At 74.0% G+C, this 24,656-nt stretch carries 22 protein-coding genes, 1 tRNA gene and 1 pseudogene; 14 read left to right on the top strand and 10 right to left on the bottom strand.

Features of this window, described 5'->3' with window-relative positions:
* Positions 1-47: 47 nt before the first annotated feature.
* A complete protein-coding gene (locus ACOBQU_RS21110; protein WP_423628876.1) occupies positions 48-899 on the top strand; it encodes a class II fructose-bisphosphate aldolase in 852 nt (283 codons plus the stop codon).
* Positions 900-980: 81 nt separating this feature from the next.
* Here ACOBQU_RS21110 and ACOBQU_RS21105 read toward each other — a convergent pair whose 3' ends face one another.
* Positions 981-1,961 (bottom strand): carbohydrate-binding protein, encoded by a 981-nt coding sequence (locus tag ACOBQU_RS21105; RefSeq protein WP_423628875.1) that lies wholly within the window; start codon positions 1,959-1,961, stop codon positions 981-983.
* A 99-nt stretch (positions 1,962-2,060) separates the two neighbouring features.
* Positions 2,061-3,737 carry a diguanylate cyclase CdgB gene (gene cdgB, locus ACOBQU_RS21100; protein WP_423628874.1) on the bottom strand — a complete coding sequence of 559 codons (1,677 nt, stop codon included), beginning with the start codon at positions 3,735-3,737 and terminating at the stop codon, positions 2,061-2,063.
* Positions 3,738-4,205: 468 nt separating this feature from the next.
* Between cdgB and ACOBQU_RS21095 the strand changes: the two genes are divergently transcribed.
* Entirely contained in the window at positions 4,206-4,781 is a 576-nt protein-coding gene (locus ACOBQU_RS21095; protein WP_423628873.1) for a flavin reductase family protein, read from the top strand.
* A gap of 448 nt (positions 4,782-5,229) precedes the next feature.
* Here ACOBQU_RS21095 and arfB read toward each other — a convergent pair whose 3' ends face one another.
* On the bottom strand, positions 5,230-5,670 hold the full coding sequence (arfB, locus tag ACOBQU_RS21090) for an alternative ribosome rescue aminoacyl-tRNA hydrolase ArfB (RefSeq protein ID WP_423634621.1): 441 nt from the start codon (positions 5,668-5,670) through the stop codon (positions 5,230-5,232).
* Between the two features lie 211 nt (positions 5,671-5,881).
* On the opposite strand from arfB, the gene ACOBQU_RS21085 reads away from it, so the two are divergent.
* Positions 5,882-6,457, top strand: a complete 576-nt coding sequence (locus ACOBQU_RS21085) for a TerD family protein (RefSeq protein ID WP_423628872.1) — start codon at positions 5,882-5,884, stop codon at positions 6,455-6,457.
* A gap of 188 nt (positions 6,458-6,645) precedes the next feature.
* The gene (locus tag ACOBQU_RS21080; protein ID WP_423628871.1) at positions 6,646-7,194 is read left to right on the top strand and encodes a tellurite resistance TerB family protein; all 549 of its coding nucleotides are present in this window, start codon (positions 6,646-6,648) and stop codon (positions 7,192-7,194) included.
* A gap of 253 nt (positions 7,195-7,447) precedes the next feature.
* Here ACOBQU_RS21080 and ACOBQU_RS21075 read toward each other — a convergent pair whose 3' ends face one another.
* Both ACOBQU_RS21075 and ACOBQU_RS21070 read right to left on the bottom strand, forming a co-directional pair.
* The gene (locus ACOBQU_RS21075; protein WP_423628870.1) at positions 7,448-8,914 is read right to left on the bottom strand and encodes a M1 family metallopeptidase; all 1,467 of its coding nucleotides are present in this window, start codon (positions 8,912-8,914) and stop codon (positions 7,448-7,450) included.
* 59 nt (positions 8,915-8,973) lie between these two features.
* Positions 8,974-9,564, bottom strand: a complete 591-nt coding sequence (locus ACOBQU_RS21070; RefSeq protein ID WP_423628869.1) for a GlcG/HbpS family heme-binding protein — start codon at positions 9,562-9,564, stop codon at positions 8,974-8,976.
* A 307-nt stretch (positions 9,565-9,871) separates the two neighbouring features.
* On the opposite strand from ACOBQU_RS21070, the gene ACOBQU_RS21065 reads away from it, so the two are divergent.
* The 6 genes and pseudogenes from ACOBQU_RS21065 (at position 9,872) to ACOBQU_RS21040 (ending at position 16,242) form a co-directional block, all read left to right on the top strand.
* Positions 9,872-11,266 (top strand): sensor histidine kinase, encoded by a 1,395-nt coding sequence (locus ACOBQU_RS21065; protein ID WP_423628868.1) that lies wholly within the window; start codon positions 9,872-9,874, stop codon positions 11,264-11,266.
* A complete protein-coding gene (locus tag ACOBQU_RS21060; RefSeq protein WP_423628867.1) occupies positions 11,263-11,928 on the top strand; it encodes a response regulator in 666 nt (221 codons plus the stop codon). Before ACOBQU_RS21065 ends, ACOBQU_RS21060 begins: the two co-directional genes overlap by 4 nt.
* Positions 11,929-11,964: 36 nt before the next feature.
* Positions 11,965-12,453 (top strand): annotated as a pseudogene (locus tag ACOBQU_RS21055) (hypothetical protein); the annotation flags it as partial.
* A gap of 167 nt (positions 12,454-12,620) precedes the next feature.
* Positions 12,621-13,847 carry an NAD(P)-binding protein gene (locus ACOBQU_RS21050; RefSeq protein ID WP_423628866.1) on the top strand — a complete coding sequence of 409 codons (1,227 nt, stop codon included), beginning with the start codon at positions 12,621-12,623 and terminating at the stop codon, positions 13,845-13,847.
* A gap of 50 nt (positions 13,848-13,897) precedes the next feature.
* Positions 13,898-14,896 (top strand): zinc-binding dehydrogenase, encoded by a 999-nt coding sequence (locus tag ACOBQU_RS21045; protein WP_423628865.1) that lies wholly within the window; start codon positions 13,898-13,900, stop codon positions 14,894-14,896.
* 89 nt (positions 14,897-14,985) lie between these two features.
* The gene (locus ACOBQU_RS21040; RefSeq protein WP_423628864.1) at positions 14,986-16,242 is read left to right on the top strand and encodes a GNAT family N-acetyltransferase; all 1,257 of its coding nucleotides are present in this window, start codon (positions 14,986-14,988) and stop codon (positions 16,240-16,242) included.
* On the opposite strand, the gene ACOBQU_RS21035 is transcribed toward ACOBQU_RS21040, so the two are convergent.
* Positions 16,239-16,724, bottom strand: a complete 486-nt coding sequence (locus ACOBQU_RS21035; RefSeq protein WP_423628863.1) for a GNAT family N-acetyltransferase — start codon at positions 16,722-16,724, stop codon at positions 16,239-16,241. The genes ACOBQU_RS21040 and ACOBQU_RS21035 overlap by 4 nt on opposite strands.
* Here ACOBQU_RS21035 and ACOBQU_RS21030 point away from each other — a divergent pair.
* On the top strand, positions 16,723-17,712 hold the full coding sequence (locus tag ACOBQU_RS21030) for an endo alpha-1,4 polygalactosaminidase (RefSeq protein WP_423628862.1): 990 nt from the start codon (positions 16,723-16,725) through the stop codon (positions 17,710-17,712). The genes ACOBQU_RS21035 and ACOBQU_RS21030 overlap by 2 nt on opposite strands.
* Before the next feature lie 121 nt (positions 17,713-17,833).
* Here the strand turns inward: ACOBQU_RS21030 and ACOBQU_RS21025 are convergent, their stop codons facing one another.
* The 3 genes from ACOBQU_RS21025 to ACOBQU_RS21015 form a co-directional block, all read right to left on the bottom strand.
* Complete coding sequence (locus ACOBQU_RS21025) at positions 17,834-18,736, bottom strand: aminoglycoside phosphotransferase family protein (RefSeq protein WP_423628861.1); 903 nt, start codon at positions 18,734-18,736, stop codon at positions 17,834-17,836.
* Positions 18,737-18,780: 44 nt separating this feature from the next.
* Positions 18,781-19,569 carry a DsbA family protein gene (locus tag ACOBQU_RS21020; protein ID WP_423628860.1) on the bottom strand — a complete coding sequence of 263 codons (789 nt, stop codon included), beginning with the start codon at positions 19,567-19,569 and terminating at the stop codon, positions 18,781-18,783.
* Positions 19,570-19,773: 204 nt separating this feature from the next.
* A tRNA-Thr gene (locus ACOBQU_RS21015) sits at positions 19,774-19,847 on the bottom strand.
* Positions 19,848-20,056: 209 nt separating this feature from the next.
* Between ACOBQU_RS21015 and ACOBQU_RS21010 the strand changes: the two genes are divergently transcribed.
* The 3 genes from ACOBQU_RS21010 to ACOBQU_RS21000 all read left to right on the top strand — a co-directional run bounded on the left by ACOBQU_RS21010 (position 20,057) and on the right by ACOBQU_RS21000 (position 22,679).
* Positions 20,057-21,193: an ABC transporter ATP-binding protein gene (locus ACOBQU_RS21010; protein ID WP_423628859.1), complete on the top strand. Its 1,137-nt coding sequence runs from the start codon at positions 20,057-20,059 to the stop codon at positions 21,191-21,193.
* Positions 21,194-21,400: 207 nt separating this feature from the next.
* Positions 21,401-21,859 carry a hypothetical protein gene (locus ACOBQU_RS21005; RefSeq protein ID WP_423628858.1) on the top strand — a complete coding sequence of 153 codons (459 nt, stop codon included), beginning with the start codon at positions 21,401-21,403 and terminating at the stop codon, positions 21,857-21,859.
* Between the two features lie 73 nt (positions 21,860-21,932).
* Positions 21,933-22,679, top strand: a complete 747-nt coding sequence (locus ACOBQU_RS21000) for a nucleotidyltransferase family protein (RefSeq protein ID WP_423628857.1) — start codon at positions 21,933-21,935, stop codon at positions 22,677-22,679.
* An 89-nt stretch (positions 22,680-22,768) separates the two neighbouring features.
* Here ACOBQU_RS21000 and ACOBQU_RS20995 read toward each other — a convergent pair whose 3' ends face one another.
* Positions 22,769-24,475 (bottom strand): DoxX family membrane protein, encoded by a 1,707-nt coding sequence (locus tag ACOBQU_RS20995; RefSeq protein ID WP_423628856.1) that lies wholly within the window; start codon positions 24,473-24,475, stop codon positions 22,769-22,771.
* Positions 24,476-24,656 lie beyond the last annotated feature (181 nt).

Below are 24,656 nucleotides of genomic sequence, written 5' to 3'. Positions count from 1 at the left end.
GCGGGGCCCACGGCAACGGGCCGCGCTCGCCCGGGAATTGGGGTTGCATGCCACTGGTCACCACCGGCGAGCTGGTCGCCCGCGCCCACGCCGAGGGGTGCGGGGTCGCCGCCTTCAACGTCATCACCCTGGAGCACGCCGAGGCCATCGCCCTGGGCGCGGAGCGGGCCCAGGCCCCCGCGATCCTGCAGATCTCCCAGAACGCCGTCGCCTTCCACGGCGGGCGCCTGGGCCCGATCGCCGCCGCCACCGCCGCGGTGGCCCGCGCCTCCTCCGCTCCCCTCGCCCTCCACCTCGACCACGTCACCGACCCCGAACTGCTGCGCGCCGCCCACCCCGAGGGCTTCAGCTCCGTCATGGTCGACGCGTCGAAGCTGCCGTACGCCGAGAACGTCAAGGCCACGGCTGACGCCGTCCGCTGGGGGCACGAGCGGGGGCTGTGGATCGAGGCGGAACTCGGCGAGGTGGGCGGCAAGTCGGGCGAGCCGCCCCTGGACGCGCACGCTCCCGGTGCGCGCACCGACCCCGCCGAGGCCGCCGCGTACGTCGCCGACACCGGGGTCGACGCGCTCGCCGTCGCGGTCGGCTCCTCCCACGCCATGACCACCCGCACGGCGTCCCTCGACCACGACCTCATCCACGCCCTGCGCGCGGCCGTGCCCGTCCCCCTGGTCCTCCACGGCTCCAGCGGCGTCCCCGACACCGACCTCCGCACGGCGGTCGCGGGCGGCGTCGTCAAGGTCAACGTCGGCACGGCCCTCAACTCGGCGTACACCTCAGCGGTACGCACGGCCCTGGCGGAAGCCCCGGGGGTGGACCCCCGCCCCTACCTGACCCGGGCCCGCCAAGCGATGACCACCACGGTCACCCACTACCTCAGCCTCCTGGGCCCCTGCTGACCGGCAGAATCAAGCCCGTCCGGCGTTTGAGGACGAGGCGCGGAGCGCCGATGAGGGCGGCGCGGGGCGCCCCCGCCAGAATCAGCCCTGGTCGCCCTTCACCAGCCACAGCTTGTCCAGGTTGGCCTCGCACTTGTTCCCCGGCTCACACGCCAGAGTGATCGTGTTGGTGCCCTTGTTGAGCCGCACCACCGACCAGGAGTGCGTCCACCCGTTCTCCCAGTCCCCCTCCTTGGCCCCGGCGAAGTTCTTCATCCGCAGCGGACGGCTCTCCTTGGTGCCGTTGACGACGAGCGTCGCGTCCGCGTCCTTGCCGGGCACCCCGTACTGCACGTACAGGCTGTAACTGCCGCTCTTGGCGACGCCGTTGACGGTCCACGTCACACGCGCGCCGACCTTGTCGAACCCGCCGACGTAGACGCCGCCGTCGGACTTGGCGCCCGGGACGTCGGAGGCGATGGTGGTGCCGCCCTCCAGTTTGAGGGCCTTGGCGTCGGTCTTGGGGAGTTCGGCGGGCTCGGTGGGCTTGTCCTTGGCCTTGGTCGCGGTCGGGCTGGGCTCGGTGGACTCGCTCTGGGACGTGGCGGGCCCGGAGCCCTTGGCGTCGTCGTCGCCGTCGCCGCCGGTGAGCATGGCCGCGCCGATGCCGAGGGACACCACCGCGACGACCGCGATGGCGCCGATCAGCAGCCCCTTGGTGTTGGGACCGCGCCGCCCCGGGGGCGCCACGGGGGGCGCCTGGCGGATGGGCGCGGTGACGCCGGGCTGGGCCTCGGGGGCGGTGTAGTGGGCGCTGGGCTGGCCGTAGGCGGCCCCCTGGGGCTGGACCGGGGGGTAGCCGTAGCCGGGCGCCGCGGGGGGCTGTGGTGCCTGCTGCCCGTACTGCCGCTCGCCGACCGCCCGTACCTGGTGGTACGAGGACCGGGGGCCGGGGTAGCCGTAGCCGCCGCCCGTGGGCGGGGTGGCGCCGGACGCCTGGCCGTCCGCGTACAGATAGCCGAACGGGTCGTCGTCGCCCTGTGGCGTGTTCGGCGTCTGGTCGCCGTTGTTGCCGGGCGTCATTGGCAGGTCACTCCCTCGCGTCGCGGATGCGGGCGAGCCTACCCGCTCTGAGGGACGGCCCAAGGTGATGTTGACTTCATCCGGTGGGCGGCGGGGAGTTCAGCCCGCGCGCCGGTGCTGCTTGGCACGGGAACGTTTCTCGACGTACATCCGCTGGTCAGCCGAGTGCAACACTTCGTCGGCCGACATGCCGCAGTGTGCCCATCCGATGCCGAAGCTGGCGCCGACGCGGACCGCGCGGCCGTCCACCCGGATCGGGGGGATGATCGCGTTGCGCAGGCGCACCGCGAGGTCCTGCGCGTCGGCCCGGCCGAGCCCGTCGGCGAGCACCACGAACTCGTCGCCGCCGAGCCGCGCGACGGTGTCGCCGTCGCGGACGCCGCTGGTCAGTCGTCTGGCGACCTCGATGAGGACGGCGTCGCCCGTGTGGTGCCCGAAGCGGTCGTTGATCGACTTGAAGCCGTCGAGGTCGCAGAAGAGGACGGCGAGCCCCTTGGTGCCGTCGTCGGCCTCGCCGTCGTCGGGGGGCGCGACGGTGTGCACGTGGTGGTCGTAGTCGGCGTGGGCGCCGCTCGGGGCGGCGGGCGCGGGGACGTGGCCGTGGCCCGCCGGGTGGCCGGTGGGGCCGTAGAGGCCGCTGTGGTCGTAGGCCGCGTCGAGGGAGTCGACGGGGCTCGGCTGGCCCGCGTGGGGCCTGCGACAGAGACGGGCGCTCAACCGGGCCCGCAGCTCGGCGGAGTTGGGCAGTCCGGTCAGGGAGTCGTGGGAGGCGCGGTGGGCGAGCTGCAGCTCGCGGCGCTTGCGCTCCTCGATGTCCTCGACGTGGGTGAGCAGGAAGCGGGGGCCGTCGGCGGCGTCGGCGACCACGGAGTTGCGCAGCGAGACCCAGACGTAGGTGCCGTCGCGGCGGGCGAAGCGCAGTTCGGCCCGGCCGCCCTCGGCGGAGGTGCGCAGCAGGGTGCCGATGTCCTCGGGGTGGACGAGGTCGGAGAAGGAGTAGCGGCGCATCTGGGAGGCGGGGCGGCCGAGGAGGCGACAGAGCGCGTCGTTGGTGCGCAGGATGCGGCCGTGCTGGTCGCCGCCCATCTCGGCGATGGCCATGCCGCTCGGCGCGTACTCGAAGGCCTGCCGGAAGCTCTCCTCGCTGGCCCGCAGCGCCTGCTGTTCGCGCTCCAGGCGGACCAGGGCGCGCTGCATGTTGGCCCGCAGGCGGGCGTTGCTGATGGCGATGGCGGCCTGGAAGGCGTACATCTGGAGGGCTTCGCGGCCCCAGGCGCCGGGCCTGCGGCCGTTGCGCGGGCGGTCGACGGAGATCACGCCGAGCAGTTCGCCGCCGGAGCCGCCGGTGGCGTACATGGGCGCGAAGAGGCGGTCGGAGGGGTGCCACTCGTCTTCGAAGCGGGGCTCGGGGCCTTCCGTGTACCACTGCGGGACGTCGTCCTCGTCGAGGACCCAGCCCTCGGTGTACGGGATGAAGCGCAGGCCGCCCCAGGCCTCGCCCATGCTCAGGCGGCGCTCCCAGGACTCGCGGGAGCCGACGCGGCCGGTGATGAGCGCCTCGGCCGCGGGGTTGCCCGCGAACGCGGCGACGACGAGGTCGCCGTCCGGGCGCACCAGGTTGACGCACGCCAGCTCATAGCCCAGGCCGTTCACGACGCCGTCGGCGACCGTCTGCAGCGTGTCCGCGAGGCTGCGGGCGGTGTTGAGGTCCGCCACCACCTGGTGGAGCTGCCGCAGGGTCGCAAGACGGACGTACGGCTCCGACTCGGTCTCCATGCTCGCTCTCCCCGAGACCTCGACAGCAACTCCAGGATCCGCAGCGCCCTCAGTGTCCGATATCCCTGATACCTCTGATATCCCCGTTGTCCCTGATACCGCTGGTCTTTCCGAAAAGCCCGGTGACTCTCGTAACCCTCGTAGTTCTCGTAACTCCGGTGACTCTGCTCTCTCCGGTTTCTCCGGAGCGCATGCCCCGCGCGCCACTGCGCGCATCCGGGTCCGTGCGCTCCGTCGCCCCCTCCGATCGCCACGGTCACTGAATCACAGCGAGCTGCCCACCCGGTACACAGGGTCAACAAAATATGGGTCCTGTGACTCAAGTCACAAGCTGGAGGCTGGGTTTGAGGCCGGAACGTGAGCGTCCGTTGCGTTCCCGGACGCCCCGGGTCCTAGGACCCCGCCCTAGGTCCCCTCTCGGCCCGGGGGCCGATGTGCCGCGGCCGCTTCCCGGCTAGCGTCGGACGCGTGGTTGCCGATCTGACCTTGAACGCCGTGAGCCCGTCGACCCCTCATCCTGTGGGGGTGAGCAACGACGAGTTCCGCGCCGCCATGTCCCGCCTGGCCGCGGGCGTGGTCCTGGTGACGGCGCACGAGCCCCCGCTGGACCCCGACGACCCGACGGCGCCGGGCGGCGAGGACGTCGGCATGACCGCCACGGCCTTCGTGTCGGTCTCCCTCGACCCGCCCCTGGTCATGGTCAGCCTGCGCACGGGCTCCCGCATGGACGACCTGCTCGCGGAGCAGCCCCTGTGGGCGGTGTCGGTGCTCTCGGAGAGCCAGCGGCACATCGCGGGCCGCTTCGCCATGAAGGGCCGCATCAGCGACCGGCTGCTCTTCGAGGACATCGCCTACACCCGCGGCGAGGCGACCGGGGCGCCGCTGGTGGGCGGCGCGCTGTCCACCGTGGAGTGCCGTACGGAGCAGACGGTGGCGGCGGGGGATCACACCCTGGTGATCGGGCGCGTCCTGACGGCGGGGCTGCCCAGTGCGGACGGGGGGCCGCTGCTGTACTTCCGGGGCCGCTACCGGCAGCTCGGCTAGCGCCGCCGCGGGGTCCCCCGGGGGCCGCTTTCCCACCCGCCCGCCCGTTGCCCCCTGGCTGCGTGGGTGTCCGCCCCTCGCGGGGGTCGCCCACCGTCGGCGCCTGCGGGTCCGTGGGGCGCCTTCTCTCCCAGCCGCCCACCCGTGACGCCCCGGCTGCGCGAGGCGGGCGCTCCTGGCGGGGGTCGCCCGCCGTCGGCGCCTGCGGCCGGGTGGGGCCCGCCACCCGCAGCCGCCAACGGCGGGCGACCCCCCACGAGGGGCGTCCACCCCACGCAGCCGGGCCGTAACGGGCGGGCGGGTGGGTGAAGCAACCACGCACGGGCCCGCGGGCGCCGACGGTGGGCGACCCCCGCGAGGGGCGGTCACCTCCGCAGCCGGGGGGCAACGGGCGGGCGGGTGGGAGAGGTGACCGGCTGCGGGCCCGGAGGGGCCGACGGGGTGGGGGCTACGTCCAGCCCTTGCGGGAGCGTCCCTGCTTGGTTTCCGCGCGGCGCTTCTTCTCGCGCAGCCGACGCTCGTTGATGCCCCGGGGCACCCGCGTGGCCCGCCGCGGCGCGGGCGGCGGCGCGGTCGCCTCGCCCAGCAGCGCCGCCAGGCGCACGGCCGCCGCCTCGCGGTTGCGCCACTGCGAGCGGTGCTCACTCGCGCGTACGGTGAGGACGCCGTCGACCAGCCGGGGCGCGAGCCGCTCCAGCGCGCGCCGCTTCCACGCCTCGGGCAGCGCGCCCGTGCGCGCCAGGTCGAAGCGCAGCTCCACCTGCGAGTCGCTGGTGTTGACGTGCTGGCCGCCGGGCCCCGACGAACGGGAGAAACGCCACATCAGCTCGGCCTCCGGCAGGGAGACCGAGCCGCGGATGACGTGTTCGCGACCAGGCATGCCCCCTATGATCCCGCGCCCGCCCGCGCCGCGACACCGCTTTTCCGCCGCCGTGGCCGCGGGCGCGTCACCTTCGGTCGGGAACGGTCGGTAAAGAACGTAAAGAAGCAGGTCCGCATATGGAACCTTCGATACCCCCCGCGGCGTTCATAAGGGTGCCGGTAGCTTCGCCCCCAGAGCGAAGCCCGCATGCAAGGCGACTAGGAAGGGACTCCCAACAATGGCTGTAAGCCTGTCCAAGGGCGGCAACGTCTCGCTCACCAAGGAGGCACCGGGCCTGACCGCCGTCACGGTCGGCCTCGGCTGGGACGTCCGCACCACCACGGGCACCGACTTCGACCTGGACGCCTCCGCGATCGCGGTGAACCCCCAGGGCAAGGTCTACTCGGACGCCCACTTCGTCTTCTTCAACAACAAGTCCACGCCGGACCAGACGATCGTCCACACGGGCGACAACCTCACGGGCCAGGGCGAGGGCGACGACGAGCAGATCAACGTCAACCTGGCGGCCCTCCCGGCCGACGTCGACAAGATCGTCTTCCCGGTCTCGATCTACGACGCCGAGAACCGCTCGCAGAACTTCGGCCAGGTCCGCAACGCGTTCATCCGCATCGTGAACCAGGCGGGCGGCACCGAGATCGCCCGCTACGACCTGTCGGAGGACGCCGCCACCGAGACCGCCATGGTCTTCGGCGAGCTGTACCGCAACGGCGCGGAGTGGAAGTTCCGCGCGGTCGGCCAGGGGTACGCCTCGGGCCTGGTCGGCATCGCCCAGGACTTCGGCGTCAACGTCTGAGCCGCCGCCCGGCGGTAGTGCGACGGGCCCCGGCCGGTATCCCACCGGCCGGGGCCCGTCCCCGTACGGCCACTCGTACGCTCGTACGCTCGTACGGGGGACCGGAGGGCGGGCCGGGAACTTCCGCGGTACCGGGCGGCGTTGCCAGGTCGACACGGTCGATACGGGCAGAAGCCGAGGTGGCACGGATGGCTATGTGGGATCGCATCAAGGACCAGGCCAAGGTCCTCCAGCAGGGGCAGGGCGGCCACGGCGCGGGCGGGCACGGCTCGTCCGGGCGGTCCGGGTCCGGCGGCTCCAAGGCGCAGCTCGTGGGCCTGCTCAAGTCCCAGCTCAGCTCGCTGAAGTCGGAGCTGAAGAGCGGGGCGTACCGGGACGCGAGCATGGCGATGTGCGCGCTGGTCGCCGCCGCCGACGGCAGCGTCGACCCCGCGGAGCGCCAGCACGTGGAGTCCCTCATCCTGCAGAACGACGTCTTGCAGAACTTCCCGCCGGACCAGCTCCGCCAGCGGTTCAACAAGCACGTGGACCAGCTCGCGGTGAACTTCCCCGCCGGGAAGACCGCGGTGCTCCAGGAGATCGCCAAGGCGGCGAAGAAGCCCGCGGAGGCCCGTGCGGTGGTGCAGACCGGGTTCGTCATCGCCGGGGCCGATGGCTATGTGGCGCCCGCCGAGGAGCAGGCCCTGCGTGAGGCGTGCACCACGCTTGGGCTGTCTCCGCAGGAGTTCGGCCTGTAGTTGCCTCGCGGGGGGCGCCCCAGACCCGCCCCTTCCCGAAACCATGGGGCTCCGCCCCCTGGCACCCCCGTGAATCGGCCTGGCGGCCTCGTCCTCAAACGCCGGACGGGCTGAGTCTTCGCGGGCTGGGCTGGACTCTGCCGGTGCGGCAGGGATTTAGCCCGTCCGGCGTTTGAGGACGAGGCGCGGAGCGCCGATCAAGCGCGGTGCCGGGCGCCCACGCCAGGAAGGGGCGCCCCCCCCGCGCGGGCACCTACCGGCGGTCCGGCTTGCCCTCGCCGTACAGCCAGTCCGACCAGACCCCCTTGAGCGCGCCGCGCGCCTCATCGCTTCCGGCATGCGCGTCGACGTACGCGGTGAAGTCCTCGGTGTCCGCGTTCCGGTGCCGGAAGGTCTTCGTCCAGCCCTGCACGATGTCGTAGAACGTGTCGTCCCCGACGGCCTCGCGGATCTTCTGGATGACCATGGCCCCCCGGTAGTAGACGGGGTCCCCGGAGACGCCCTTGGCGTCCGGCTGCTTCGCGGGCGGGAACTCCCAGACGGACTCGTGGTCTTCCGCCGTCTCCCAGTAGTCGCCCTCGTAGATCGCGTCGACGGTCTCCTTGACCGAGTCGCCGCCGTTGTCCTCCTCGTACAGCCACTGCGCGTATGTGGCGAAGCCTTCGTTGAGCCACATGTCCTGCCAGGACTTCGGCGTGACCGAGTCGCCGAACCACTGGTGGGCCAGCTCGTGGACGAGCGTCTCGGTGTCCGCGTCGGAGACGGGGAACACCGGCTTGGTCTGGGTCTCCAGGGCATAGCCGAGCCCCACGCGGCCGTCGACGATCGCGCCGGTGGAGGAGAACGGGTAGGGCCCGAAGTTGAGTTCGGCCCACTCCACGATGTCCGGGATCTTGGCCAGGACCTTCTTCGTCCGCTTCTTCTTGGCGGCGGGGAGGGTGCTGTCGACGGCCGTATAGACCGGAATGCCCTTCTCCGGGTCCGTCCGCGCGGTCTCCACGTCGTACGCGCCGACGGCGACCGTCGCCAGATAGCTCGCCATCGGCTCGGCGGTGTGCCAGGCGAAGGTGGTGCGGCCGTTGGCCGTGGTCTCGCGGGTCAACTCGCCGTTGGAGATGGCCTTCAGGCCCTTGGGGACGGTGACCTCGATGTCGTACGCGGCCTTGTCACCGGGGTGGTGGTTGCCGGGGAACCAGGCCTTGGACCCGGCGGGCTGGCCCGTGGCGAGGGCGCTCTGCTCGCCCTTCAGCCAGCCCTCCTTGGAGCCGTCCGCGTCGGTGATGGTCTGCGGGGTGCCGGAGTAGCGGACGGTGGCGCGGAACGTCTCGCCCCGGTCGAGGTCGTCGTGCGGACGCACCGTCAACTCGTCGCCCGCCCGCTGGAACCGGGCCCCGCGCCCCTCCACTGTGACGGCCTCGACGTCCAGGCCGTGCAGGTCCAGGTTGAACGCGCTCAGGGTCTTGGTGGCGCGGGCCGTGATCTCCGCCGTGCCCTTGAGGTGGCGGGAGCCGGGGTCGTAGCCGAGCTTCAGGCCGTAGTGCTGGACGTCGTAACCGCCGTTGCCGAGCTTCGGGAAGTACGGGTCGCGGACGCCGGAGGCGCCCGGGGTGCCGTCGACGCCGCCGCTGGTGCAGGCGGCCAGGGTCACGGCGAGCGCGGTGGCGCTGAGGAGGGCGGTGGTGGCGCGGCGGGCGTGGGGGGCGGTGGCACGGTAGTTCACCTCGGTGATCCTATGGCCACCGCTCGCCCGTGCGGGGACGGAGCCCGCCGCGCCCCGGCTCAGCGGCCGAGCGCCGCGACGCCCGCCTTCGCGAACTTCTCGTCCAGGTCGCCGCTGGGCGCGCCCGCGACGCCGATGCCCGCGATCGGTGCGTTCTTGGCGGTGACGGGGGCACCGCCCGCGAGGAACAGGGTGCCCGGGATGTCCTTCAGGTTCGGGGTCTGCGTGAGGCGCTTGGCCAGCTCGGAGGTCGGCGCGTTCCAGGACACCGCCGTGTACGCCTTGCGCTCGGCGGACTCGTACGACTGCGGGCCCGCGCCGTCGCCGCGCAGGGTGACGATGGTGTTGCCGTTGCGGTCGACGACGGCGACCGTGACGCGCTGGTTCTCCTTCTTGGCGGCGTCCAGGCTGGCCTGCGCGGCCTTGGTGGCGGCGGCCACGGTCAGGTGGGTGGACTGGGTGAGGTTCCGGCTGCCCGCGTCGGCGGCGACGGGGGCCTGCGCGGCGGCGTCGGGCGTCCCGGCGGACGCGGACACGGCACCGACCGTTCCGGCGGCGGTGGCCGCGAGGACGGCGGTGACGAGGACGCGGGTGCGGACGGAGGACTTCGAGAGCTTCGAGGGCTTCGCGAGCTTCGAGGGCTTCTTCATGGCGTCGGGCTCCTTCTGGGTACGGGGCGGGGGGCCGGGGTTCGGGCCCGGCGGACCGGCGGTGCGGTGGACCGGCGGCCGGTGGACCGGCGGTGCGGTGGCGCGGTGTCCGGGCCTGCTTCGATCCTGGTGCCGCACCCGGGCCCGGCCCGTCGGCGTACCGGCTCGGGCCCGCGCGCGGTTCGGCCGACCCCCGGGTCAGCCGATCGGTTGACCCGCGTCTGGTCCCCACGGGTCACAATGGGGGTGTTTGCCCAGTTCACACGCGCGGCCAGGGCACGCGCGCCCAGGGAGCGGAGGGAGGCCCATGACCCACCCGGAGACGGACCCCGTGGCGGCCCCCGTGGCTGATCCCGTGACGGGCCGCGCGGCCGACCCCGCCCCGCGCCAGGACCCGGAGCCCGCCTGGCTCGCGGCCGTCATGCACACCGCGTTCTTCCTGCTCCTGACCGCGTCCCTGACCCGCTTCCTGCTGCGGCACCCCGGCGAGCCCCGCACGCCGTGGATCCTCGCCCTGTCCCTCGCGCTGGCGCTGCTCTACGTGCTCGGCCCGGTCCTCGGCGCCACGCCGAACCCGCGGCGGCTGCTGTGGCTGGGCGCGGTCGTCGGGGTGTGGGTGGTCCTGGTGATCCTCGCGCCGAGCTACGCCTGGTGCGCGGTGCCGCTGTTCTACACCGGCCTGCGGACGCTGCCGACGCGGGCGGCGCTCGCGCTCGTGGCGGTGCTCACGGCCCTGGTGGTCGCCGCCCAGCTGCGGCTCGCGGGCGGCTTCGACCCGAACCTGGCGCTCGCGCCGCCCGCGGTGGCGGCCGTGGCGACCGCCACGTTCGTGCACATGCAGCGGCAGACGGCACGGCAGCGCGCCCTGATCGACGACCTGCTCCGCACGCGGCGCGAGCTGGCCGCCACCGAGCGCCGGGAGGGGACCCTCGCGGAGCGCCAACGGCTGTCCATGGAGATCCACGACACGCTGGCCCAGGGCCTGTCCAGCCAGCGCATGCTGCTCCAGGCCGCCGACCGCGTCTGGGACGCCTCCCCCGCCACGGCCCGCACCCACGTCCGCACCGCCGAGTCCATCGCCGAACGCGGCCTGGCCGAGGCCCGCCGCCTGGTCCACGACCTGGCGCCCCTGGACCTGGCGGAAGCGGCGGAGACGGAGCCCGCCCGGCGTCCGACGACGAGCCGCGAAGCGGCGACGGAGAGCACGGAGGGCGCGGAGAGCACGGAGAGCGCGGAGAGCACGGAGAGCGCGGAGAGCACGGAGAGCGCGGAGAGCACGGAGAGCGCCCCCGGTGCCGCCGCCCTGCCCACCGCCCTGCGCCGCCTCGCCGCCCGGCAGGCGGAGGAGGGCCCCGCGGTCCGCTGCCATGTGGAGGGCACCCCCGTCCCCCTCCCCGGCAGGACACAGGGCGCGCTGCTGCGCATCGCCCAGGGCGCCCTCGCCAACGTACGCGAGCACGCCGCCGCGACGACCGCCGCGCTGACCCTCACCTACCTCGGCGACCAGGTCGTCCTGGACGTCGCCGACGACGGCCGCGGCTTCACCCCGCACGAGGCCGCCCCGGGCGGCGCCCGGGGGCACGGGCTGCCCGCGATCCGGGCCCGCGCCGGGCAGCTCGGCGGCACCGTCACCGTGGAGTCCGCGCCCGGCGAGGGCACCGTCCTGTCCGTATCGATCCCGCTGCACCCGGAGGCCCCATGAGCACGCCCGGCGGCACGCCCGCCGCCCCCGCCGCCCCCGTGCGCCTCCTGGTGTGCGACGACCACGCCGTCGTACGCGCCGGACTGCTCGCCCTGCTCGGCAGCGCCCCCGGCATCGAGGTCGTCGGCGAGGCGGGCACCGGCGAGGAGGCGGTGGCGCTCGCCGCGAAGCTCGGGCCCGACGTGGTCCTGATGGACCTCCAGCTCGGCGCGGGCATCGACGGCGTGGCGGCGACCCGCCGCATCACCGAGGCACCGGGGCCCGGCACCCCGCACGTCCTGGTCCTCACCACGTACGACACCGACGCCGACATCACCCGCGCCATCGAGGCGGGCGCCACCGGCTATCTGCTGAAGGCCGAGCGGCCCGAGGAGCTGTTCGCCGCCATCCGCGCCGCCGCCGAGGGCCGCACCGCGCTGTCCCCGCCCGTCGCGACCCGCGTCATGGCCCGCATGCGCGCCCCCGCGCCCGCCCTCACCCCGCGCGAGCGCGACATCCTCGCCCAGCTCGCCCAGGGCCTCGGCAACCGCGACATCGCCCGCGCCCTGTTCATCAGCGAGGCCACCGTCAAGACCCACCTCGGCCGGATCTACGACAAGCTGGGCGTCGACACCCGCGCGGGCGCCGTCGCCGTGGCGAAGGAGCAGCGGCTGCTGCCGTGACCGGCCGCCGCCCGCGCCCGTGACACCATCGGCTACGTGCTCGACATCGGCTACGCCCTCTCCCACCGCTTCCCCGACCCGCCGCAGACGGACTACCGGCGCGCGGACACCCGCGCGCTGCGGCACGACCTGTTCTGCGGGGACGTCTACCTGGCGGACACCAAGGCGGACCGGGAGCTGTCCACAGCCTGGGGATGGGTGCCGGTGCTCGACTTCGCGTGGGCGCTGTGCGACATCGTCGAGCGGCTCGACGAGGACCCGCTGGGCAGCCGGGCGTCCCGGCCGCAGTACGCCGACCTCGACTTCACCGAGTCGACGGACCGGATGCTGTTCACGCGGCGGTTCGGCTGGGTCGACATCGAGGCCGACTGGCAGCCCGCCGAGGAGGCGCCGCTGACGTTCTCGCACGCCGAGCTGCGCCGCGAGGCGCGGGACTTCCTGCACGACCTGCTCGCCGACCTGACCGATCTGCACGAGCCGCTCGGCGAGAACCCGGCCGTCTGGACGCTCCAGGCCCGCTTCCCCGGGTCCCGTGACCGTCGGCGCGACGAAACCTCCCCCGCGTCGAGAACCCGGCGCCCCGCCCCCTGTCCCCCGCGTTTTGTGACAGTCGGCGCCCCCGTGTCACATTCCGCGGGGCCTGTTCCGTCGTACCCGTGACAGACGCGTCACGTCGACAGAACGGACTTCCCATGGCCCGCTCCGGAGAGCCCCTGACCCGACCCACGACCCGCATCAACATCGTCGGCGGCGGCTTCGCCGGACTCACCGCCGCCATCGCGGCCGCCGAGGCGGGCGCCCGCGTGACGGTGCACGAGTCGCACCACACCATCGGCGGCCGCGCCCGCACCGCCGAGGGACCGTACCGGACGAACGAGGGGCCGCACGCGCTGTACAACGGCGGCCCGCACTGGACCTGGCTGAAGCAGCGCGACCTGATCGGCGAGCTGGCGCCGATCCCGCCCCTGGAGGGCACCCGGCTGCGGCTGCGCCACCGCGGGGCGCTGCGCCGGACGCCGCCGTTCGCCATGCTGCGGCTGCTGCGGCGCGCGCCCGAACGGGCCCCGGTGGACGTGGACTTCCTGACGTGGGCGACCGAGCAGGTCGGCGAGGAGGGGGCGCGGGCGGCCGCGCACTACACGGCGGTGGCGCTGTTCCACCACGACCCGGGCTCGTTGTCCGCGCGGTTCGTGCAGACCCGGCTCCGCCGCGCCGCCAAGCTGCCGCCGGAGGCGCACTACCCGGTCGGCGGCTGGGGCGCGGTCATCGACCGGATGGCGGGCCACGCCTGGAACCTGGGCGTCCGGGTGGAGACCCTGGCCCGCGTCGACGACATCGCCGCCCTGGCCGCCGAGGGCCCGGTCATCGTGGCGACCTCGCTGGACTCCGCCCGGCGGCTGCTCGGGGACGAGTCGCTGCGCTGGGAGAGCGGCCGCACGGTCCTGGTGGACGTGGCGGTGCACTCCCGCCGGGGCGACCTGTTCGCGCTCTCCGACCTCGACCGGACCGGCTGGATCGAGCGCTTCACCACCCAGGACCGGACGCTGGCCCCCGAGGGCGAGCAGCTGATCCAGGGGCAGATCCCGATCGCCCCGCACGAGTCGAAGGCGGACGGCGTGGCCCGCGCGGAGAGCCTGCTCGACCTGGGGTTCCCGGGCTGGCGCAGGCGCGTGACCTGGCGCCGCTCCTCGGTGGCCAACGGCCGCACGGGCGCGCTCGACCTGCCCGGCACGACCTGGCGGGACCGGCCCGCGGTGGACCGCGGCGACGGCGTGTACCTGGCGGGCGACCAGGTGGCGGCGCCGGGGCTGCTCAGCGAGGTCTCCTTCAACAGCGCCGTCGAGGCGGTGTCGCTCGCCCTGACCGGCACCGGGCGGCTGACGTCCGCGACGCCCTGGGTTGACCTCAAGTCCGCTTGAGGTTGAAGGGTGGGGGTCGTCAGCGGTCCAGGACACCCCCAGGAGCCCTCATGCGCGCCATCCGCCTCCACGCCTTCGGCCCCGCCGAGAACCTCGTGTACGAGACCGTCGCGGACCCGGTGCCCGGCCCGGGCCAGGTGCGGATCGCGGTCGCCGCGGCCGGGGTGCACCTCCTCGACACCGCGATCCGGCGGGGCGACAAGGGGCCCCTGCCGGAGCTTCCGGAGCTGCCGACGGTCCCGGGCCGGGAGGTCGCCGGGACCGTCGAGTCCGTGGGCGCGGGCGTCGCCGACGCCTGGCTCGGCAAGCGCGTCGTCGCGCACATCGGCTTCGCGCCGGGCGGCTACGCCGAGCTGACCGTGACGGAGGCGGAGCGGCTGCACGAGCTGCCCGACGGCCTGGGCTTCGCGGAGGCCGTCGCGCTCATCGGCACGGGCCGCACCACCATGGGCGTCCTCCAGTTCGTGGAGCTGGACGCCGACTCGGTGGTGGTCGTCCCGGCGGCCGCCGGGGGCATCGGCACGCTGCTCGTCCAGTACGCCAAGCACGCCGGGGCCACCGTCGTCGGCCTCGCGGGCGGGCCCGACAAGGCGGCCCGGGTCGCGGCGAACGGCGCCGACCTCGCCGTGGACTACACCCGGCCCGCCTGGCCCGACGAGGTCCGCGCGTACCTCAAGGAGCTGGGCCGGGAGGCCACCGTCGTCTTCGACGGCGTGGGCGGCGACACCGGCCGCACGGCCGTGGACCTGCTCGGCCCCGGCGGCGTCCACCTCACCTTCGGCTGGTCCGCCGGGCAGGGCCCGGTGACCCTGACCGCCGAGGAGCTGGCCGCGCGCGGCATCACCCAGATCCACCCGCTGGGCGCCGCGATGACCGCGAAGGCGGGCGGCGACAACCCGATCCGCACCCTGGAGCTGGCCGCGCTGCGCGCGTACGCGGGCGGGTACTTCACGCCCGCCGTGCAGCCGTTCCCGCTGGCCGACGCGGTCGCCGCGCACCGCGCCCTGGAGTCCCGCGCCACGGTCGGCAAGGTCGTCCTCGTCCCGTAGCCGTGACTGCGTGACTGCCAAAGGAGGCGCAGGCGAACGCCGCACAAAATGGGATGCCCGTACGACATACGGGAACTACCGTCCGTTTCATGGACTCCGCCGACCCTGTCGCCCCCTCCACGGTCACGTTCCGGGAACTCCCGGAGACCGACATCGACCGCGCCCTCGACCTCGCGTACCTGGTCTTCCACGAGACCGTCGAGGACGAGAAGCGCAAGCACCACCACGACCTGCTGAGCACCTGCCACCGCGTCGGCGCCTACGACGGCGACGCGCTGGTGGGCCTGCTCGCCGCGTTCCCGTTCACGGTGTCCGTGCCCGGCGGCGAACTGCCCTGCCCGAGCCTGACGTTCGTGTCGGTGGCGCCCACGCACCGCCGCCGGGGCGTGCTCTCCGGCATGGTGGCCGCGCTCTTCGAGCGGGGCGCGCAGCTGGGCCACCCGGTGGCCGCGCTGTGGGCGTCGGAGGACGCGATCTACGGCCGCTTCGGCTTCGGCCCGGCCACGTACGCGACCACGATCGACATCGACACGACCCGCCCCCTGGCCCTGCGCGTCACCCCGGACGAGCGCCCGCTGCGCCTGGTGGACCCGGCGGACGCGCCCGCGCTGCTCGCCGACTACTACGACCGGACGCGCGCGGACCGCGCGGGCCGCACCGCCCGCGGCGAGTCCTGGTGGCGCGAGGAGTGGATGGCCGCGGAGGACGAGGAGGACGACGACCTGTCGCCGCCGCGCATCGTGGTCGTCGGCGGTCAGGACGGCCCCGAAAGCCTCGCGGGGTACGCGATCTACCGCACCAAGACCCGCGACGACGCCCCCGGCATGATCCGCGTGGACGAGCTGGAGGCCGACACGCCCCAGGTCGCCGCCGCGCTGTGGCGCTACCTGGCGGGTATCGACCTCACGGGCCTGGTCCACGCCTGGGGCCGCCCCCTGGACGACCCGCTGCTGCTGTTCGCGGGCGACCGCGACCAGGTCCGCCAGACCAAGCAGTTCCCGGCGCTGCGGCTGCGCCTGCTCGACGCGCGCGCCGCGCTCCTGGCCCGCTCCTGGGCGGCCCCCGTCGACGTGGTCCTCGACGTCCGCGACCCGCACCTGCCGGTCAACCACGGCCGCTTCCGCCTGACGGTCACACCCGACGGCACGGCGGCCTACGCGCGCACCGACGCGCCCGCCGACCTGTCCCTGGACGTGGCGGACCTGGCGTCGGCCTACATGGGCGCCACGCGCACCGACGCGTTCGTCCGCGCGGGCCTGGCCACGGAGCACACCCCGGGCACCACCGCCGCCCTGGACGCGGCCCTCGCCACGCCGTACCTGCCCCACACGGCCGACGAGTTCTAACGCCCCCCGCCCGCCCCGAGGGCCGCGAGCGCGTCGCCGGTCAGCCGGTAGACGGTCCACTCGTCCTGGGGGCGGGCCCCCAGGGACTCGTAGAAGCCGATCGCCGGGGTGTTCCAGTTCAGTACGGACCACTCAAGGCGCTCGTAGCCGCGCTCCGCGCAGATCCGGGCCAGTTCGCGCAGCAGCGCCTTGCCGTGGCCGCCGCCGCGTGCCTCGGGGCGGACGTACAGGTCCTCCAAGTAGATGCCGTGCACCCCGCGCCAGGTGGAGAAGTTCAGGAACCACAGGGCGAAACCGACCGGTTCGCCCGTCGCGTCGTCCTCCGCGATGTGCGCGTACGCGGCGGGCCGCGGGCCGAACAGCGCCTCGCGCAGCTGCCCTTCCGTGGCCCGCGCCTCGTGCGGTGCCTTCTCGTAGGCGGCGAGTTCACGGATCAGGGAGTGGATGACGGGGATGTCGGCGGGGTTCGCGGTACGGATCATGGGCGCAGCAAGCCACGCCGCGCGCCCTCGCGTCAACCGGGCGCCGGGCGCGGCCCGGCGGCTCGCCCTGGCCCTGGTCCTCCTCGCGGCCGCGCTCACCGGCTGCGGCGAGCGGCGGCCCGCCGACCCCGGCTGGTGGTCCCCCGCGCCGGGCGAGGTCACCGACTGGGACTGGCAGATCAGCGAGCCGTACGACCTGTCGGCGCGCCGCCAGATGTACGACCTGGACCTGTTCGACCTCGCCCCGGAGGGCTCCGAACTCCGCTACGCCGACGGCGAGTCGGTCGCCGTCCCGGCGGGCCCGCTCGCCGGGAGGATCGCCGAACTCCACGCCCGCGAGCCCCGCCCCGTCGTGATCTGCTACGTCGACACGGGCGCGTACGAGCACTACCGGCCCGACGCGCACCGCTTCCCCGGCCACGAGCGGCGCGCCCGGGACATCCCGAACCGGCCGAGCGCCCCGGCCGGGGGGTCGGTGATCGGCTGGGACACCGGCTGGGAGGGCGAGCGCTGGCTTGACCTGCGCGAGGGCGCGCGGGACGCCTTCGCCGACGTCATCTGGGCCCGCCTGGACCTGGCGGAGCGCATGGGCTGCGACGGCGTCGAGCCCGACCAGAACAACCCGCGCGGCAACGACCCGGGCTTCCGGATCCCGCTCGCCGACCAGCTCTCCTGGTACCGGGAGGTGGCGCGGCAGGCACACGCGCGCGGCCTGTCCGTCGGCATGAAGAACGGCCACAACGAGCCCGGCACGGCGGCCAGGCTCGTGGACCACTTCGACTGGGCGCTGCCCGAGGAGTGCGTGGAGTTCGACGAGTGCGGGGAGCTGAGGCCGTTCGTGGAGGCGGGCAAGGCGGTGTTCGCCGTGGACTACCGCGGCTCGGTGGCGAGCCCGGCCAGGGCCTGCGCCACCCACCGGCGGCACGGCCTGGACGGCTTGGTCAAGGACGAGCCGCCGACGGGCGGGTACCGCAGGGGGTGCGGGTGAGGGGCGCCTGCCGCGGGGGGCGGCTCGCGGGCGCCCACCGCGGGGGCGGGTGACGGCGGCCACCGCGTGCGGTGCGCGGGGGCGGCGGCGGGGCGCGGCGGGCACACCGGCGCCCGACGGTTCAGGTGCCGAGCAGGCGGCGGGCCAGGACCAGGTCCTCCTCCGGCAGCGGGCGGCCGTCCTCGACCTCCCACAGCGCGTTCTGGAGCACCCGGCCCAGCGTCCACGCCAGCGCCCGCTCCCGGTCCAGGCCCAGGACCTCCGTCATCGCGTCGAAGCGCCACCGCACCTCGTCCGGGTCGAAGAGGTTGTTCAGGCCCGGCCACAGGTCGAAGCCGGGGTCGCCCGCGAGCGGCTTGGGGTCGATGGCCAGCCACGGCTCGCGCTCCGCGGCGAGGACGTTGTCGAAGTGCAGGTCCCAGTGCAGCAGCCGGTCGCCGGGCTCGCCCACGACCTCGCGCACGGCGCCCGCGCACCGCTCGACGAGCGCCCGGTCGGCGGGGTCGGCGATCTCCTTCAGGGCGGCGGGGGTGGCGTCCAGCATCTCCCGGGCGATGTCGCCGAGGGTGCGCATGCCCGCGGGCGCGGGCCCGGCGGTGAGCCGCGCGAGCAGTTCGGCGAGGACGATCACGGCCTGGCGGGTCTCGGCCTTCCCGGCCTCGGCGAACCGGGACAGCTCCCGACCGTCACCGGCCCGCTCCAGGAGCATGGTGCCGGTGGAGCCGTCGTGGTCGAGGAGCCGGACGGCGCCGTCGCCGTCCCACACCCGCAGCGCGACCGGCTCGCCCTCGGTCTCCTCGTCCAGGACCTGGAACTTCACCACCGCCGGTGAGCCGTCGGCCCGCCGCACGGGCAGCACCAGCGCCGCCATGCCGTGCATGGGGTCGCCGACGGGCGTCAGCCGCCACCGCTGGAGGGTGCGCGCGGCCAGCTCCGGCAGCCCGGCGACGAAGGCCCGGCCCGCCTCGCCCGCGTACAGGTGCTGGGACCTGACCAGCGCGTCGGGTACGCGAATCTCGATCACCCGCGCGACGCTACCCGCCGCGCCGCCCGCGCCCCAGCGGTTTTTCAGGCCCCGGCCTTCTTCAGGAGCGCGGCGAACTCCTTCTCGCTGTACAGGGCGTCGGCGGGCGCCTTCTCGCCGTCGATCTCGACGGTGGGCGTCCCGCTGACGCCGTCCTTGGTGAAGGCGCTCATGGCGGTGGTGACCCAGCTCCGGTAGGCGCCCTTGGTCACCGCGTCGGTGAACTTGGCGTCCTTGATGCCCGCCGCCTCGCCGATCTTCACCAGGAAGGCGGGCGTGAAGCCGTCCTCGCTCTCCTCGGGCTGGTTGGCGAAGAGCGCGGCGTGGAACTGCGGGTAGCGGCCGGTGTCCACGGCGGCGCGCAGCGCGTTCGCGGCGTTCTTGGAGCCGGAGCCGCCGAAGTTGTTGTCGAGGAACGAGGCGATGGTGTACTCGACCTTCACGTCCCCCGAGGCCAGCTCGGGCACCAGGGCCTGCGCGCCGCCCTCCTCGAACTTCTTGCAGTAGGGGCAGCGCGGGTCCTCGTACACCTTGACCGTGATCTTCGCCGACGGCTCGCCGACCGTGATCACCCCGCCGTCGACCTTGGCGGGCACCCCGTCCAGGTCGTTCACGGAGGCGGGCGGCACCTTCGCCGCGGGCACGTCGGCGGGCTCCGGGGAGGCGTCCGCCTCGGGGGACGCCGAGGCGGACCGGGAGGCCGACGGCGACTCCTTCGCCTCGTCGAACAGCCCGCCCCCGTCGTCGGAGTCGCCGCAGGCGCTCACGACGGCCCCCAGCAACACCACGGCGGCGACCGACGCACCGACCCGCCCGACCTTGCGCACGCCCATGAAAACCAGCCCTCTAGAGATGTCACACCACGATGGCCTCCCGCACAGGAAGACGAGAGGCCGGGGATTCCAAGCCCGTCCGGCGTTTGAGGACGAGCGCGAAGCGCGACAAACGGAAAGCCCAGGAGACGTTCCCCCTGGAGCGCGGGGCACCCTCGCCGCCCAAGGCGCCCACGCCAGCAAAGGGCGCCCACGCCAGTGAAGAGCCCCCTGTCGGATTCGAACCGACGACCTTCGCTTTACAAGAGCGGCGCTCTGACCAGCTGAGCTAAGGAGGCGCGCGCGGCCGCCGCACGACCGTGCCCGAGCAGTGTAACCAACCCACCCCCCACCCCAGTCGAAAATCTCGTCGAAGGTCATCGCCCCCCGGCTACTGACAGACCGATGACCAGCGGGGTAGCGTCACGGGCAGTCCGGGCAACTGGACTAGACCCATCCTTTACTCGGATCGTCCGGCACGTTCCTGCCGGTGAAGGGGGCCCTCACCATGGCCACTGTTACGTTCGACAAGGCGACCCGGATCTACCCGGGCTCCGACAAGCCCGCCGTAGACGGCCTCGACATCGCGATCGAGGACGGCGAGTTCCTCGTCCTGGTCGGCCCGTCCGGCTGCGGCAAGTCCACGTCCCTGCGCATGCTCGCGGGTCTGGAGGACGTGAACGCGGGTGCCATCCGCATCGGCGAGCGCGACGTCACGCACCTGCCGCCCAAGGACCGGGACATCGCCATGGTGTTCCAGAACTACGCGCTGTACCCGCACATGACGGTCGCCGCGAACATGGGCTTCGCCCTGAAGATCGCGGGCGTCGACAAGGCCACCATCCGGCAGAAGGTCGAGGAGGCCGCGAAGATCCTCGACCTCACGCAGTACCTGGACCGCAAGCCGAAGGCGCTCTCCGGCGGTCAGCGCCAGCGCGTCGCGATGGGCCGCGCCATCGTCCGCGAGCCCCAGGTCTTCCTCATGGACGAGCCGCTGTCCAACCTGGACGCCAAGCTCCGCGTGAGCACCCGCACCCAGATCGCCTCCCTCCAGCGCCGCCTCGGCATCACCACGGTGTACGTCACCCACGACCAGGTCGAGGCCATGACGATGGGCGACCGGGTCGCCGTCCTGAAGGACGGCCTGCTCCAGCAGGTCGACTCGCCGCGCAACATGTATGACCGCCCGGCGAACCTCTTCGTCGCGGGCTTCATCGGCTCCCCGGCGATGAACCTGGTCGAGGTCCCGATCACCGACGGCGGCGTGAAGTTCGGCAACTCGGTGGTGCCGGTGAGCCGCGAGGCGCTGTCCGCCGCGGCCGACAAGGGCGACCGCACGGTGACGGTCGGCGTCCGGCCCGAGCACTTCGACGTGGTCGAGCAGAACGGCGGCGCCGCGAAGTCCCTCTCCAAGGACAGCGAGGACGCCCCCGCGGGCCTGGCCATCTCCGTGAACGTCGTCGAGGAGCTGGGCGCCGACGGCTACGTCTACGGCACCGCCGAACTCGGCGGCGAGCCGAAGGACCTCGTGGTCCGCGTGAACGGCCGCCAGGTCCCGGAGAAGGGCTCCCAGCTCCACGTCGTACCGCGTCCGGGCGAGACCCACGTCTTCTCGACGTCGACGGGCGAGCGCCTCAGCGACTGAGCACCCACGAGCGACCAGGGGCCCGCGCCACGGCGCGGGCCCCGCCATATGCGCGGGCACAGACCCCCGCGTTGTCGACAAATACCCCGGCACATCGGTCATTTCGACCCGTGTGCGTCAAGGCCCGCTCCGGCAAACATCTTTCTTTGTCGCTCGACCGGGTGACTAAATGTCGCCAAATCATTACCGCCCGCTACTCTCACTCGCGTGACGCACTCCGCCAACCACACCCAGAAGTCGCGCCGAGGCCACCGCGGCCCCGGACGCCGCATCGGGCGCACGCTCGCCCTCGTCCTGCCGGTCGTCCTGGTCCTGTCCGGCACGCTCGCGGTCACCCGGGTCAACTGGTCCGGCAGCTCATCGGACTCGGTCCTCACCGCGTCCGCGGGCGACCTGTCCGTGCCCGCCAAGTCCCGCGCCCCGCAGGACGTCCTGCGCCACCGGCTGCTCCTGGAGCTCCAGGAGAAGAACCCCGGCGTCGCGCTCACGCACCTCCAGCAGGAGGTCGACCGGCACCCGTCGCTCGCCAAGCACTGCGTGACCATCGCCCGCGCCCTCGGCCGCGCCGCCGTCCGCACCTACGGCCCGAGCCGCGCCCAGTCGTTCGCCCGCCCGGTCTGCGACACGTCCTTCGCGACGGGCGTGGCCGCCGCCCACCACGGCTGAGCGCGCCCCGACCGGCCCCCGGGACGCCGGTGGCACGTCGGAACCCCGCACGCCCGCCGCGTAGGGTTCCGCCATGACCACCGGCGACACCCATGACACCGACGCGGCACGGCCCACGCAGGCCGTCGTCCTGGCCGGAGGCCAGGGCTCGCGTCTCCGCCCGTACACCGACGACCGGCCCAAGCCCATGGTCGAGATCCCCGGCACGGGGACCCCGATCATCGGCCACCAGCTCGCCTGGCTCGCCGCGGAGGGCGTGACGGACGCCGTCGTCTCCTGCGGCCACCTCGCCGAGGTGCTCCAGGACTGGCTGCGCTCGGCCGACCTGCCGCTGAACGTCACCACGGTCGTGGAGACGGAGCCCCTGGGCCGCGGCGGCGGCCTCAAGCACGCGGCCCGCAGCCTGCCGCACCCCGACCGCCCCTGGTACGCCACCAACGGCGACATCTGGACCCGCTTCTCGCTGCGCGACATGGCGGCCTTCCACGCCGAGCGCGACGCCACGGCCACCCTCGCCCTCGCCCGCCCCCGCATCCCCTGGGGCGCCGTCGAGACCGACGCGTTCGGCCACATCACGGACTTCATCGAGGCCCCGCCGTCGCCGTACCTCATCAACGCGGGCGTGTACGTCTTCTCCGCGGACTTCACCGCGCTGCTGCCCGACCGCGGCGACCACGAGCGCACCACGTTCCCGCGCCTGGCCCGTGAGCGCCGCCTCGCGGGCTTCCCGCTGCCGCAGGGCGCGTACTGGCGCGCCATCGACACGGCGAAGGACCTCACGGAGGCCGCCAAGGAACTGGCCGCGCAGAGCGCCGGATAACCCCCGACCCCCGGACACACCGATGGGCCCCGCACACACGCCGTGTGCGGGGCCCATCCGCTTCCGTCTGCTTCCGTCTGCTCGGTACGTCAGCCCAGGACGCCCCCGAGCAGCCCCGGACGGCCGCCGCTGCCGCCGCTGCCGCCGGTCGTGCCGCCGGTGGTGGAGCCGCCCGTCGTGCCGCCGCCGGTGGTGGAGCCGCCGCTGGTGGTGGAGCCGCTGGACGTCGGGCCGCTGGTGGCGGCGGGCGGGCGCTCCTGGGTGGGCGCGGGCTGCTGCTGCGCCGGGGCCTGCTCGCCGGTGCCACTCTGGCCCTGCGTGGCGCTCGGCGCGGTCTCGCCGACGGTGCTGCCGCCGGTCTCGCGGGCCGCGTCCGGGGTGCTGACGCCGCCCTGCGTGGGGCTGGCCGTGCTGCCCTGCGTGGGCGTGCCGGTCGACGCGGAGGGGCTTTCGGCGTCCCTGCGGTGCTCGCGCCCGCCGTCGGGGTCCCGGGGCAGCGGGGAGCCGGGCTGCTCGTTGCGGGGCGCCTCGCCGGGGCCCGGCACGGTCACGCGGTCCGCGTCCCGCACGGCGCCGCCGAGCACCGAGCCGATCAGCAGGGTCAGACCGACGACGACGGCGCCGATGATCCCGCCCCGCCGCAGCACCCGGCGGCGCAGCTCCCACAGCGCCGCGCGCGGGCCCAGCGTGCGCCAGGCCTCACCGGCGAGCCGGGCGTCGACCGAGTAGACCGGGGCGCCCGCGATGATCAGCGGCGACCAGGCGGCCAGGTAGATGATGTCCGGCGCGTCGTAGGCGGGCACGGTCTTCCAGCTGACCGTCACGAGCAGCGCGATCGACAGCAGCATCCCGATCCCGGCGGCGACGCGCTGCCAGAGCCCCAGCACGGTCAGGACGCCGACGATCACCTGGAGGAAGGCGATGACCAGCCCGGCGCCCACGGGGTGCTGGAGCGCCCAGTCCCGCAGCGGCTCGGCCAGCGCCCAAGGGTGCAGCGAGTTCAGCCACTTGACCATGGAGCCGCGCTCGCCGCCGTCGAAGTAGACGGGGTCGCAGAGCTTGCCCATCCCGGCGTAGATGGAGATGAACCCGAGGAAGACGCGCAGCGGAAGCAGCACCACGCCCAGGTTCAGCCGACGGCCCGGGTAGTAGCCGTGCCGCGTCCCGGCGGCGCCCTTGCTCGCGCCGCCGCGCCCCTGCTCCCCGGCCGCGTCGCGGTCGTCGTACCCGTCGTCGGCGTACGGGGCCCGGGTGCCGTCGTGCATCTCGTCGTCGGCGCTGCCGGGCAGCCGCATCTGCGGCAGCAGCCGCGTGCCGTCGTCGGTGCCGCGGGGGCCGACCAGCGCGGGGGTGCGTACGGTGTCGTCGTCCCGCCGGTCGTCGAGGTCGACGCGCGGGATGACCTGCGTGGCGCCCGCGTCGTCGAAGCCGTGGGGGGCGCCCGGCGCGTCGGGCGCGTGGCGCACACCGCTGCCGCGTACGGCCTGGAGCAGTCCGCCCGCGCCGGGGTCGCCCGGCGCGGACTTGCCGCTCCAGACGACCGGCGCGCGCCGCCGCGCCCCGGCGCCGCCGACCGCGGGCATGCGCACGGTGTCCTCCGCGGCGCTCACGTGGCGGGCGACGCGGGCCGACTGGGTCCGCCCGGCGGAGGGGAGCTGCACGCGGAAGCTCGCGTGATTGACGATGACCTGCGCCGGGTCGCAGGGCACCTTCACCATGCTCAGCGAGGGAGTGTCGTCGAACCCTGACGAGCGGCCCCCCGTGGGTGTGCGGGGTGTTCTGGTGTCCACACTCATCTAACCGAGTGACGCGAGGTTTGGACACTGCCTTGACCCTCCGGGATCTGTCCGGACCCCGTCAACCCCCGGACAGACGCAACCTCCCCCACCCACCCGCCCTTCCAGGGGCTCCGCCCCCGGCCCCCCGGCTGTCGCCGCTCCGCGGCTCGCCCTCAAACGCCGGGCAGGCTCGATCCCT

It is taken from the genome of Streptomyces sp. G45 (assembly GCF_049542095.1).
Lineage (GTDB): Bacteria > Actinomycetota > Actinomycetes > Streptomycetales > Streptomycetaceae > Streptomyces.
This window is presented reverse-complemented; position numbering and strand designations above follow the sequence as displayed.